General features: G+C 67.3%; 13 protein-coding genes and 2 pseudogenes. 9 read left to right on the top strand and 6 right to left on the bottom strand.

Going from position 1 to position 12,439, the window contains the following annotated elements:
* Positions 1-59: 59 nt before the first annotated feature.
* Positions 60-899 (bottom strand): GntR family transcriptional regulator, encoded by an 840-nt coding sequence (locus Pth03_RS39880; RefSeq protein WP_203949714.1) that lies wholly within the window; start codon positions 897-899, stop codon positions 60-62.
* A 129-nt stretch (positions 900-1,028) separates the two neighbouring features.
* Here Pth03_RS39880 and Pth03_RS39875 point away from each other — a divergent pair, with 129 nt between their 5' ends.
* The 8 genes and pseudogenes from Pth03_RS39875 to Pth03_RS39840 all read left to right on the top strand — a co-directional run bounded on the left by Pth03_RS39875 (position 1,029) and on the right by Pth03_RS39840 (position 7,776).
* Complete coding sequence (locus Pth03_RS39875) at positions 1,029-2,516, top strand: replication initiator (RefSeq protein WP_203949713.1); 1,488 nt, start codon at positions 1,029-1,031, stop codon at positions 2,514-2,516.
* A complete protein-coding gene (locus Pth03_RS39870; RefSeq protein WP_203949712.1) occupies positions 2,513-2,713 on the top strand; it encodes a helix-turn-helix domain-containing protein in 201 nt (66 codons plus the stop codon). Before Pth03_RS39875 ends, Pth03_RS39870 begins: the two co-directional genes overlap by 4 nt.
* Positions 2,710-3,876 carry a site-specific integrase gene (locus Pth03_RS39865; protein ID WP_203949711.1) on the top strand — a complete coding sequence of 389 codons (1,167 nt, stop codon included), beginning with the start codon at positions 2,710-2,712 and terminating at the stop codon, positions 3,874-3,876. The genes Pth03_RS39870 and Pth03_RS39865 overlap by 4 nt, the downstream gene beginning before the upstream one ends.
* Before the next feature lie 269 nt (positions 3,877-4,145).
* Positions 4,146-5,480 (top strand): tyrosine-type recombinase/integrase, encoded by a 1,335-nt coding sequence (locus tag Pth03_RS39860; RefSeq protein ID WP_203949710.1) that lies wholly within the window; start codon positions 4,146-4,148, stop codon positions 5,478-5,480.
* 234 nt (positions 5,481-5,714) lie between these two features.
* Positions 5,715-6,080 carry an IS110 family transposase gene (locus Pth03_RS39855; protein WP_203949709.1) on the top strand — a complete coding sequence of 122 codons (366 nt, stop codon included), beginning with the start codon at positions 5,715-5,717 and terminating at the stop codon, positions 6,078-6,080.
* A gap of 268 nt (positions 6,081-6,348) precedes the next feature.
* Positions 6,349-7,387: pseudogene (locus Pth03_RS39850) on the top strand (IS110 family RNA-guided transposase).
* Positions 7,388-7,409: 22 nt separating this feature from the next.
* Positions 7,410-7,574, top strand: a pseudogene (locus Pth03_RS41925) (IS110 family transposase); the annotation flags it as partial.
* A 7-nt stretch (positions 7,575-7,581) separates the two neighbouring features.
* A complete protein-coding gene (locus Pth03_RS39840) occupies positions 7,582-7,776 on the top strand; it encodes a hypothetical protein (protein WP_203949708.1) in 195 nt (64 codons plus the stop codon).
* A gap of 17 nt (positions 7,777-7,793) precedes the next feature.
* Here Pth03_RS39840 and Pth03_RS39835 read toward each other — a convergent pair whose 3' ends face one another.
* The 5 genes from Pth03_RS39835 to Pth03_RS39815 all read right to left on the bottom strand — a co-directional run bounded on the left by Pth03_RS39835 (position 7,794) and on the right by Pth03_RS39815 (position 12,182).
* A complete protein-coding gene (locus tag Pth03_RS39835) occupies positions 7,794-8,633 on the bottom strand; it encodes a hypothetical protein (RefSeq protein WP_203949707.1) in 840 nt (279 codons plus the stop codon).
* Positions 8,579-10,612, bottom strand: coding sequence for an ATP-binding protein (locus tag Pth03_RS39830; RefSeq protein WP_203949706.1), 2,034 nt, complete (start codon positions 10,610-10,612; stop codon positions 8,579-8,581). Before Pth03_RS39830 ends, Pth03_RS39835 begins: the two co-directional genes overlap by 55 nt.
* Positions 10,613-10,621: 9 nt before the next feature.
* On the bottom strand, positions 10,622-11,005 hold the full coding sequence (locus Pth03_RS39825; RefSeq protein WP_203949705.1) for an AfsR/SARP family transcriptional regulator: 384 nt from the start codon (positions 11,003-11,005) through the stop codon (positions 10,622-10,624).
* Between the two features lie 315 nt (positions 11,006-11,320).
* Positions 11,321-11,614: a hypothetical protein gene (locus Pth03_RS39820; RefSeq protein WP_203949704.1), complete on the bottom strand. Its 294-nt coding sequence runs from the start codon at positions 11,612-11,614 to the stop codon at positions 11,321-11,323.
* A gap of 115 nt (positions 11,615-11,729) precedes the next feature.
* Positions 11,730-12,182 carry a site-specific integrase gene (locus Pth03_RS39815; protein ID WP_239119751.1) on the bottom strand — a complete coding sequence of 151 codons (453 nt, stop codon included), beginning with the start codon at positions 12,180-12,182 and terminating at the stop codon, positions 11,730-11,732.
* Here Pth03_RS39815 and Pth03_RS39810 point away from each other — a divergent pair.
* The coding region (locus Pth03_RS39810) for an AAA family ATPase (protein WP_239119749.1) at positions 12,181-12,439 on the top strand (259 nt) is incomplete at its 3' end. The two genes, Pth03_RS39815 and Pth03_RS39810, sit on opposite strands and share 2 nt — an antisense overlap.

Below are 12,439 nucleotides of genomic sequence, written 5' to 3'. Positions count from 1 at the left end.
GCGCGCGTGCGGGCCGCCGCAGGCGGGCCGCTTGAACCAGTAAAGAAACTCTGAGCCCCCTACACGCGCAGTGCGGCAAGTCCTCGCGGTTCGGCTGGACCGTGATCGCTGACGGCGGCTGCCTCAAACCGATCGCCTGGAGCTTCGATCTCGGTGAACTCCAGCGGTCGGCCGTGGTGACTGAGCGTGATCCTGCGGACGACCAGCAGCGGGGTCCCGATTGGCTCCATCCCGAGGTCCTCGTAGGTCTGGCCGTACGGCATCCGCGTGTAGACGGACGTGGTCCAGCGCAACGGGCCGTGCTCACGCTCCATGTGGGCGTAGTAGTCCTCCGGTTCGACGAAAGACTCGATCTCCCGGTGAGACTCACCCGTGATCGTGGCGACCTGGTCGGCCAGCAGATACGACGACAGTTGGATCCGAGCGCGGGTCTTCGTGTGCTGCCAGTAGGCGTAGCGGTAGACCACCATGGTTCCGCGCCGAACGGCCAAGACGTCGGCTGTCCTTCCTTCGGCGGTTGTGAACAGGGCCGAGTTGGGCGTGACCCTGTTCTCGGTGCGTTCGGCTTCGCTGGCGACGGTGGCGTGTTCCCACAATTGCTTGCCCGGGTCGTAAGCCGGGCTGAGTAGGTCCTCGTGATCCGACCACCCGGTGAGAATCAGCCGGCGATCGGGGTTGGGGCGGACGAACGTGCCGCGGCCGTGGGCGACGGTCAGCAGTCCCTCGCCGGCGAGCTGGGCGATGGCCTTGCGGATGGTGGGCCGAGAGGTGGCGTACTCCGAGGCAAGGAACGCCTCTCCGGGTAGTGCCTGTCCGGGCTGGTACTGGTCTTCCAGCACGTCGTTACGCAAGAGATCGGCGATGATCCGCCAGCGGGCGGCTTCCTTCTCCTCTGCCATATCGCGCTGCACCTTCTTCTCGTCAGCAATGTCTTTACAAGAGGTAGCACGTCTTGGCTACCATGTCCATGTGAGCGAACACGTAGCACGTCTCGGACTACATGTTGGCGACAAGTGAAGGAGGTGGTCATGAACAGCAAGGAGGAACAACACGACAAGCACCCGCGATGGCTGCTCGATCTCGCAAGAGTGATCAACGACCCTGGGTACGACCGCTGGCAGTCGATGGTCACCGCAACAGGGGGATGCGCCCACCCGGTCCACCTGACCGGCGAATCAGCCATCGTCGACGCGGGCACCGGCGAAATCCTGCACAGCTACCGCACGGCAGACGAACCATCCGGGCATCTCCTGATCGCCTGCGGCAACCGGCGGGCCTCAGTCTGCCCGGCCTGCTCTCAGGTCTACCAGGCCGACACCTTCCACCTCATCCGCGCGGGCCTGTCCGGCGGAAAGGGCACTCCGGAGACGGTGAGCGGGCATCCGCGGGTCTTCCTCACGCTCACAGCTCCGTCCTTCGGGCCGGTCCACACCCGGCGGGACAAGGACGGGACGGTCCGGGCCTGCCGTCCCCGGAACAGGGACAAGCGTTGCGTGCACGATCTCCCTGCAGGCTGCCACTCTCGGCACGAACGCCACGATGACCGACTCGGCCAACCGATCTGCCCGGACTGCTACGACTACACGGGCGCGGTCTTGTGGCAGGCGCATGCGGGCGCTCTCTGGCACCGCTTCACCCTCGAAGTCCGCCGCACCCTCGCGAGCGAGTCAGGCATGAGTCGCCGCACTTTCAACCGCCACGTCCGGGTGTCCTTCGCCAAGGTCGCCGAATACCAACGACGCGGCCTCGTCCACTTCCACGCCGTCGTCCGCCTCGACGGCCCGGACGGCAGCACCCAAACGCCTCCGGACTGGGCAGATCATGACCTGCTCGTACGGGCCATCCCGCCGGCGGTCCAGCGAGTCACCGTCACCACACCCGCAAGCGATCTCGGCCGACGAGCACTCACCTGGGGTGACCAGCTCGATATCCGGCCCATCCTCCTCGACCAGGCGGCCGACGGACTCAGCGAACGCGCGGTGGCCGGCTACATCGCCAAGTACGCCACCAAGGGCGCCGAAGCCTCCGGGACGGTCGACCATCGCCTGTCCTGCCCCAACTGCGGCGGACGGGGACGGCTGACCCTTCTCGCCGCGTGCGGACGCTGCCACGGGACCGGCCTGAAACCCGGCCTTCACCTCGACGCACTGCCCGTCACCGAGCACGCCCGCCGCATGATCCGCACCTGCTGGGAGTTGGGAGCACGCCCCGAGTTCGCGGACTTACGCCTGCGGCCATGGGCGCACATGCTCGGCTTTCGCGGCCACTTCTCCACAAAAAGCCGCCGCTTCTCCACCACACTTGGCGACATCCGCCAGGCCCGAACCGACCACCGCGCGGCAGAAGCACGACAGCGCCACGGCCTTCCCACCCTCGGCGACGCGACCACCCTCGTCCTCGGCCACTGGCGATTCGCCGGAACCGGCTACTCCCCCGGCGAGGCGATCATGGCCGAACACATCCGGCAACGCGTCGCCACCACCCGCCTCATCGCCACTGAGCGGGAGGACGAATGACCCAAGCCGAACCCGGCGACCGGCGGCTCTACCGCATCACCGATGCCATGCACCTGCTCAGCCTGAGCCGCAGCGTGATCTACGAACAGATCCGATCCGGCCGTCTGCGCTCCGTCACACAGGGTCGGACTCGGCTCATCCCCGCCTCGGCCATCACCGAATACATCGCCCTACTCGAACAGGAGGCACCGCATTGACGACACGACGAAGCAGAGGAGACGGCGGCCTGCACTGGGACGAACAGCGAGAGCGCTGGATCGCCTCGGTAACGGTCGGCTACACCCCCGCGGGCAAGCGCATCGTCCGCAAGGCGAGTGGCAAGTCCAAGACCGAAGCCAGGGAGAAGCTCAAGGAGATCATCCGCGACTACGACGACGGGGTCTCGGTCGGCCCGGCCAACTACACCGTGGCGGACGCCGTACGGGACTGGCTCGCCTTCGGCCTCCACGGGCGCGACCAGGCCACTGTCACGACCTGCACGCACCTGGCCAACAAACACGTGATCCCGTGCCTGGGCGCGCGCAAGCTCCGCGAGCTGTCGGCCGAAGACGTCGACCGCTGGCTCGTCGACAGGGCCAAGATCCTCAGCACACGCTCGGTCCGCGACGTGCGGTCGGTCCTCAAGCGGGCCGTGGACCGCGCGCAGGCTCGGGACAAGGTCAAACGGAACGTCGTCCTGCTGAGCGAGATCCCCAAGGGTCAGGAGGGCCGCCCGTCCAAGTCGCTCGACTACGACCAGGCGGCGGCCATCCTCGACGCCGCGGAGAAGACGCACATGAATGCCTACATCGTGCTCTCGCTGCTGCTGGGCGCTCGTACGGAGGAACTACGGGCGCTCACCTGGTCGCACGTCGACATGGCTGGCAAGCCGTACGCCACTCCCCCGGTGCCACCGTCGATCATGGTCTGGCGGTCCGTACGTGAGGGCGGGGACACTAAGACCCGCAAGAGCCGGCGGACGCTCGCACTCCCGCGCCGCTGCGTGGAAGCCTTACGGCGTCACCGGGCACAGCAGGAGATTGTCCGTAAAAGGGCGGGAGACGACTGGCACGATCTCGATCTCGTCTTCGCCACCCGCCTCGGCACCGAGCTCGACGCGGGCAACGTCCGGCGGGCCTTCCGCACCGTCCTCAAGAAGACCGACATCAACCCCGACGACTGGACGCCTCGGGAGATGCGGCACAGCTTCGTCTCGCTGCTGTCCGACGACGGTGTTCCCCTGGAGCACATCTCCCGACTCGTCGGCCACGGCAACACGATGGTCACCGAGACCGTCTACCGAAAGCAGCTCCGGCCCGTGATGCTCGAAGGTGCCCAGGCCATGGACCGGATCTTCCCCCTGGACGACTCGGAGCGATAGTCACTCAGTTAGTCACTCGGAAGATCGAAAAAGGCCACCTGCGTTGCCGCAAATGGCCTCTGACCTGCGTGGGCGATACTGGGATCGAACCAGTGACCTCTTCGGTGTGAATTTAGTTTCATGGTTCGATCAGAGTCAGCCTGTCGGGGCTGTCGTCATAAAAGCGCAGCTAGAGTGGGGTCTGACGACACCGGACTATGCCGAGAAGTTCCCCTTCGTGACGCAGGGTCCAGGGTCAAATCAGGGTCAGATGATCATGGAGTTGATCAATGGGCTTCTCGCGAAAGCGACTCGGCGTTGACGGCAAGCCGCGCTACACGGCCTACTACAACGACATCAAGGGGGTACGGCGGTCAGCCGGCAGCTACGCGAGCAAGAAGGAAGCCGACAAGGCATGGCAGCGGGCAGAAGCGAAGATGGCTGAAGGCCGCCTCGGCGATCCACGACGCGGCAAGCAGACGTTCCAGCAGTACGTCGAAGAGATCTGGCTACCCAACCATGAGATGGAGCCGACCACCCGCGAGGCGTACACCTACTCGCTGTACAAGCATCTGATGCCCGAGTTCGGACCGATGCGGATGGTCGACATCCTGCCCGAGCACGTGCGGGCATGGGTCACCAAGATGAAAGAGCGCGGCATCAAGCCGGTGACCATCCGCTACAACAAGATCATCCTTAGCGCCATCTTCTCCACCGCCTTCGACGACCAGGTCATCTACATCCAACCCTCGCGGGGCGTGAAGACGCCAACCGTCGCCAGAAAGCCGCGCACGATCATCACCCCCGAGCAGTTCGAGGTGCTCTACCGGAATCTGCCCGACGAGGACACGCGCCTGCTCGTCGAGACGGCCATCGAGACCGGGCTGCGTTGGGGCGAGCTGACCGAGCTGCGGGTCAGCGACATTGACTTCGCAACCCGCATCCTCACGGTGAGCCGTGCCGCCATCGAGGTGAATCCGAAGTTTCATCCGGAAGGGGGCCGGTTCCTGGCCAAGGAATACCCGAAGGACAAGGAGTACCGACGCCTCAAGCTCACCGCACAACTAATTATGAAGATCCAGGCGCACGCGGTCGAGAAGCACCTTGGGCGTGACGGGCTGCTGTTCACCGACCGCCAAGAGGCGCCGGCACTGCGGGTAGCCCCCGACCCCGAGACGCTGGGATTCACCGAGCCGAACGCGGCCGGACGCACGTATAGGCACGGAACGATCAGCGGCTACTCCAACGGCAAATGCAAGTGCCGGCACTGCAAGGACGCCTACGCCATCTACCGGGCCGAGCGTCGAGCAGCCGGCAAGGACTGCCCCAGGACCCCGCGCAGGAGAGACACCGACACACACATCTCCCGCCACTGGTTCCGCAAGCAGGTCTGGATTCCGGCCCTGATCGCCGCCGGCCTACAGATCCATGTACGCATGCACGGCCTACGCCACGCCCACGCATCCTGGCTCCTCGCTGGCGGCGCCGACCTCCAGGTGGTCAAGGAGCGTCTCGGGCACGCCAGCATCGCCACCACCGAAAAGTACCTTCACACCCTTCCCGATGCCGACGAGACCGCCCTCGACGCCTTCACTAGAATCCGTGCCCGCGGGTCAGACCGATGAGCCTCCGGTAAATCACGCGGTGGCCCTTGAAGTGGTGATTTCGATTGCGACCTGTGAGCACTCACAAGGTGCATTTGAACCTGCGCCTGGTCGAGGCCGGTTTTCAGTCTGACGCCGGGAGCCGCCCGAGGGGCCCTGGATTGTCGCTTCGAGCACGAGAGCCCGGCTCTTGATCTCCCCTACCGGCTCCCCGGGCAACCACCCTGACCACCACGAACGAGACAAGGGACACAGGTGCAGGAGACAGACGAACCGTTAGAACTGGTCGAACGGTTCGCAGCGATCGATATCGGCAAGAGCGGCCTCGTGGTGTGCGTGCGAGCGCCCCACGACGACAAACCCGGCCGACGCCGCCAGGAAGTACGCGAATACACCACGCTGACCACCTCCCTACTCGCCCTCGCCGACTGGCTACGCAGCCACAGCGTCACCCTGGTCGCGATGGAAGCCACCTCCGACTACTGGAAACCGGTCTACTACCTACTGGAAGCCGAAGGATTCACCTGCTGGCTGCTGAACGCCAAGCACGTCAAGAACGTCCCCGGACGCCCCAAGACCGACTGTGAGGATCAAGGAGTGCCGCCTCGGGCCGTAGCTTGACCCGAAGACCGACTGGCCCCTGCATATGGGTGCCTTGAGCTTGATCTGTCGGCTACTGCCCAGGGCGGTGCTTGCTGCCGCCGGCCCGGTGGGGCGTGTCCCGATAGGGGCCTTGCCGCACTGAGCATCATCACAGTCCTGACCGCCTGATCGGCCCGGCGACGGCCAGCCCGTTTCCGACCTGATCAGGAGACACGCGACCGTGCCCGGCACCCCTCAGCCTGCATCTGTCCACCAGGCCGACAGCAATAGCAGCAATGTCGAGGAGGTGATTTTGGGGGTCGATACCCACAAGGACTTCCACGTCGCCACCGTGATCACCGCGCTGGGCGCGCTGCTGGGCAGCAAGACCTTCCCCACCACCGCAGCCGGTTACCGGGAACTGCTGAAGTGGGCTCGCGGCTTCGGTGCCGTGCGGCGCGCAGGGGTAGAGTGCACCGGCTCCTACGGTGCCGCACTCACCCGGCACCTTGCCGCCACCCAAGTCGAGGTCTTCGAGGTCAACCAACCCGACAAGGCCACCCGCCGACGACGTGGCAAGAACGACACGATCGACGCCGAGGCCGCCGCCCGCGCTGTGCTGACCGGCCGTGCCACCGCCCTGGCCAAGACCGGTGACGGGCCGGTGGAGATGCTGCGCATGTTCAAGCTGGCCAAGGCCTCGGCGATCAAGTCGCGGTCCCAGGCCATCAACCAGCTCAAGGCCGTCCTGGTGTCCGCCGACCCGCAGCTGCGTGACGGCCTGAGCGGCCTCAGCACGATCATGCTCGTCCGGCGCTGCGCCGGAGCTGAAGCCCGTGACGCCCACCGATGGCGCCTCGGCCGCCATCTACACGCTGCGGCTGCTGGCCCGGCGCATCGACCAGCTCGCTCAGGAGATTGCTGACCTCGACGCCCAGATCACCACCGTCCTGGCCGACCACAACCCCCAGCTGCTCGACACCTACGGCGTCGGCCCTGACACCGCAGCCGCGCTGCTCATCGCCGCCGGAGACAACCCCGAGCGGCTGCACAGCGAGGCGTCCTTCGCCGCGCTCTGCGGAGCCAGTCCGGTGGAGGCATCCTCCGGCAAGACCGAGCGTCACCGCCTCAACCGCGGCGGCGACCGGCAAGCCAACTGCGCCCTGCACACCATCGTCCTGTCCCGCCTGCGCTGGGACCAGCGCACGCGCGACTATCTGGACCGGCGCATCGCCGAAGGCAAGACCCGCCGAGAAGCGGTTCGCTGCCTCAAGCGCTACGTCGCCCGCGAGATCTACCAGCTGATCAAGACCCCGAAGCACGTCACAGTCGCATCGGCGGCTTGACATCCATAGGGGCATCAAGCTCGACGCGGTCTGGCTGGCCAAAATCGTCGAGCGCGGCATGTCCCGACCCAGCCTCGTCCACCCCAAACCCATCCGCCAACTCCGCGACCTCACCCGCTACCGCCGCAGCCTCGTACGTGAACGCACCCGCGAGAAACAACGCGTCGAAAAGCTCCTGGAAGACTCCGCCCGGGGTGCCTTTCTCCGGCCAGGCCGAGCTCGGGCTTGTACCGGAAGGCCGGGCCGCCGTCCCTCGTGATCGGGTGTGCGGTCTCCCGGCGAACGCCTCGTTGCTGCCGGATGCCCTGGTCTGGCGAAGCGAGGCCGAGAACGACCTCATCCAGGCGCTCGCCCGAGTCACCACTGGCATCGGCACCTTTGCGCTCTGAGCCGCACGGCGAGGCGATCAGTGGTCGGCCAGCTGCTGGTCGAGTTCGGCCAGGAACTGTTCGGTGCGACGAACGAACAGGTGGGCTCCGCGTTCGGCGGACAGCTCCCGGGCCCATTCGGCGGCTGCCCGTACCTCCGTGACGGGCTTGCCGAGGGCCTGCAGCACTCGCGCCCGCAGCAGCAGGATCAGGCCTTCCGAGTAGCGCTGGCCATGGGTGTCAAGGAAGTGATCGGCCCGGTCCAGGGCGGCGGCGGCCGCGGTCGGCGCCCCAGCCATGAGTCGCATCTCACCGAGCAGCCCGTGCCAGGTGGCCACGCACGAACGCGGCGGGTCGACAAGGCGCGCGGTGATGATCCGCTCGGCCTCTTCCGCGGCGCCGGCCGGGTTTTGGCCAGTCATAGCCAGCGCCCAGCACCGGGCCAGCCGCTGGTAGGTGCCCAGGATGACGAAAGAGAACTGTGGGTCCACGGCGATCCCGCGCTCCGCCGCGCGCAACGCCCAGTCCGGGTCGCCAACGAGCACCGCGGTCCGCACGGCTATGGCCGAGGAGATCGTGACTGCGTACGGGGCATCGCCCGCGTCGGCCTCCAACTTGTCGAGCAGCGCCCGCGCGGCTTCGACGTCACCGTGCAGCGCGGTGACCTCTGCGAGCACGCCGGCCATGAGGAGTTGCAGGTCGTGCCGGACCGGGTTGTCCTCGCGGCCCGCGAGATCGCTGAGCATGATCTGGTCGCCCTCGGTCAGGAAACGTAAGGCCTCCCCGATGTTGCCGATGTACCACTGGTGAATGCCCCAGGCATTCAGGCCGTAGGCGTGCACAATCGGGTCGCTGGACGCCTTGCCCTGATCGAACAACCGGCGCGGCAGCAGACCGTCGCGGTCGAGGCGGAGCGCGATCCAGCGGGAGAAGAGGAAGGCGGGGCCTCCAACTCCCGGGCAAGGTCACGGGCCAACTGCTCGGCTCGTTCCAGCACGTCGACCGCCGAGGCCCCATACATCTCACGCATCCCGACGACCGCGATCAGCTGGAACAGGGTGGACAGCTCCAGCTCCGCCAGGGTCGCCGCCCGCGCCACCTGGGCGGCCGACCGGAGTTGCCGCTCAGCCGCGTCCAGCGCGGACTTGGCCGCCGCGTGGCGGCCCGCGCGCACCAGAGCCTGCGTGGTCCGGGCCGGGTCCGCGAGTGGCCCGGCGGCCCACAGGTGGTAGGCGAGTCGCTCGGCAAGCGACTCACCTCCGGAGTTGATGCGCTCCAGTGTGTCGGCGATGCGCAGGTGCAGGCCGGGTGTGCGTGGTCGCGGCGTGGTTTGGGTGACCGACTCGCGGACCAGGTCGTGGGCGAACCGCATGGTGTACGGGTCGCCGGGGGCCGGGCCGAGCAGTCCGAGTGCCCCCAGCGGTTCCAGCCGATCCAGGCAGCTCGGCACGTCGAGGCCGGTGGCGCCGGCCAGCAGACGGAGCCCGACGTCGCGGCCGATGAGTGCGGCGACCTGCAGTAGCTCGCGGGCTCCGTCGTCGAGGGCGGCCATCCGATCGCGTACGACGTCGAGCACGCTGGACGGCACCCCGACCCGGGCCACGGCCTCTTCGGTGAGCGCGCCGTCGTCGGCCAGCAGCCGCGACAACTCCCGGACGAAAAACGGGTTACCGGCGGTGCAAGCATGAATGCTGTGAGCGGCGTCCGGCGCGGGCGCCTGGCCGGTCTCGTCGTGCACGAGTTCGGCGACCTCGGCCGGATTGAGCGGGCCGAGATGGATGCGGCGCTGGCCGGGCACCCGGCTGGCCGCGGCCAGCATCCGCGACAACTCGGTGCCGGGCATCGGCGCGCGGTCGCGGAGTGCGCCGATCACTATCGTGTCGTCCGGCAGCCGGGCCGCCAGATGGCTGAACAGCTCCAGCGAGGCGACATCGGCCCATTGCAGGTCGTCGATGACCAATAGCACTGGCCGCAGTGCCGAGACCTCGTCGATGACGGCCACGACTTGTTCGAACAGCCGGAACTGGGCGCCGCCATCCGGCACCGCCGGCACCGCAGCATCTTCCTCGCCTGAGTTGAGGAGGCGGCCGAGCTCACCGGCCAGCCATTTCTGCCGCGCCGTGGCGGGCAGCGCGTCCAGCACGGTGCCGACGGCCTGCACCCACGGCCACATCGACGGCGTGCCCTCACCCTCAAGACAGCGGCCCCACACCACGAACGCATCGCGCTGTTCCGCCTCGGCGGCGATCTCCTCCAGCAGCCGGGTCTTGCCCACCCCCGGCTCACCATCGACCACGGCCAGCCCTCTGCCGCCGCTGAACGCCGACTCGAGCACCCGCCGCAACACCGCGACTTCCCCGGCCCGCCCCACCAGGCCGACCACCGGCTGCACCGTGGCGACTGGTGCCGCGTGCCTGGCTGCCGACGGCTGCCCATCGGCCACCCGCACCAGACTCTCCTCCAGCACCCGCTGCTGCGCCGTCCGCAACACCGGCCCAGGATCGATCCCCAACTCCTCGGCCAGCCGGACCCGTACCGCCTGGAATACCGCCAGCGCCTGAGCCTGCTGCCCGGCAGCGCCCAACGTCGCGATCAGGCTCGCTTGCACCGGTTCGTGCAACGGCGCCATCGACGCCGCCAACTGCAACGCCGGCAACACCCGCTCCGGCCGGCCCAACGACACCGCCAGCTCAGCCGCCGCCACGCACCCGGCGAAAAACTCGCCGTCCAACCCCGCGAAGATCGACATCGCCGAAGTGCCGTACCCCAGCCCCTCACCCGCCGAACCCCGCCACAACCCCAACGCCTGCACATAGGCGTCTAGCGCCACCTCCGGCCGCCGCTGCGCCAGCGCCAACTCCGCGGCCTACACCCGCCCCCGGAAATCGGCCAGATCCAGCAGCCCGGCATCGGCCACGAACAGATACCCGTTGCCACGCCGCCGCAGATACGAGCCACTCTCCCGGATCGACAACGCCGGCTCCAGCAACCGCCGCAACGTACCCACATACTTGTGCAACACATTGACCGCACTGACCGGAGCATCCTCATCCCAGATCAGATCCACCAACTCACCCGTGCTGATCGGCCGGCCCTGACCGGCCAGCAACAACGCCAGCAGATAGGCCTGTTGGCGGGGACCCGCCTCCAGCTCCACACCGCCACGCCACAGCCGCAACGGACCGAGAATCTGCAGACGTAAGGAGCCGGATGCCGATCCGCCCTCGCCACCGGCACCCAACGAAAGCATGGACACGCCTGCCGACCCCCTGGATCACCGTGACGGGACTGTCGACTGTATGGGCCAGGTCACACATAGCCGCCCGCGCGACGAGTCTACGACCCGAAAACCTACTAGGAAATCCGCAGGACCAAATAACGCCAGGCCGCACCAAAGCCTCTCAGAACTCCCGTGGCAGAAGAGGGCGACGGCCTTGTCGAGCTCGGGTCTGGTGGTAGCGCAGGCGGAGATCTTCTCAGAGAAGATCCGGGTGACGGTGAGCGCCTTGAAGGGTACGAGCGGCGGCGGCAGTTGTGGTATCGGACGGTCAGCCGATGGCCTCGTTCACGGCGGTGGCGTCAGTTTGGGCGAGCTGGCAGGACTCGTTGAGCGCGGGGACTCGGCGAGATCCAGCTCGTCCGCCGCCGGCTCCGGCAGCGTCTCGCCGTCGCCCTGCCACGACCCCGGACGGAACGGGAATGCCTCCCGCCACATGCGCTCGAACAGCTCCACCAACGCCACCACCATGGTAGAGCCCTCGATCAGCACATCACGGATCAGCGGTGGGTCCATGTGCAGCGGCATAACCGCACGCCGCCGGTCGGCGAGGGCGAGCTTGAACGGAAGCGCGGGCAGCACCCGTGCCTCCTCGCCGGCGCCGATCAGGCTGCTCAGCTCGTCCAGCGCCCCCGGGTTGGTCGAAGGTCGCCGGCACTTAGATGGTCCTGTAAGGTACTGCAGCCTCTGGTAGGTATCAGCCCAGCGTTATGTGAGCGCCGAGCCGGACTACTCGGGCGCCGACAAGGGCATGCTCCGGGCACGCTCGACCACCGTCGGGCCCTGGGAGAAGTTCCACGTCGTGCACGACTTTGATGTGTTGCCGAAGGATCTTGACCAGGGCGGGCGGGATCGGCACGGGCCGTACGTCGTCGCGGCCCCGGTGCTTGAGGCCACGTTGTTCGTGGGCGTCACCGCTGTCCGTCCACTTGGTGTTGACCTCAGGCCTGGAGACGTCCACCAGGAGCCGACCCCACCCGGTTGCCGGAAGTTTGCAGTCCTGCTCTCGAAGGGCGACCACCTCGCCGGGGCGAAGAGCCGCGTAGTACATGCAGGCGAACAGAGCCATGAGTCGCCGGCCCCGGCCGCGCTTGCCTACGTAGGAAACCGCGGTGAGCAGCTCCTCGGCCTGCCGAGGATTGATGACCATGCGCGGGTCGACGGTCTCCGTGGTCTTGGGAGGCGTCCACTTGATCTTGTGCAGTGGGCTCGGCCACGAACTCGGCCACCTCCTCGGGCCGGACGGCGACGTCCTCAGCGGATCGGTGGGACCCGACAGCAGCGCCCGGTTCCGCCTGTTCGAGGCGGTAGTCGCCGCCGTCGGTGAGGCCGCGGCGCAGCGGCCACTGGTGCTCGTGATCGACGATCTCCAGTGGGCGGACATCGCGTCGCTGCACTTGTTCAGCC

Origin of the sequence: Planotetraspora thailandica (assembly GCF_016863335.1) — a bacterium.
GTDB lineage: Bacteria > Actinomycetota > Actinomycetes > Streptosporangiales > Streptosporangiaceae > Planotetraspora > Planotetraspora thailandica.
This window is presented reverse-complemented; position numbering and strand designations above follow the sequence as displayed.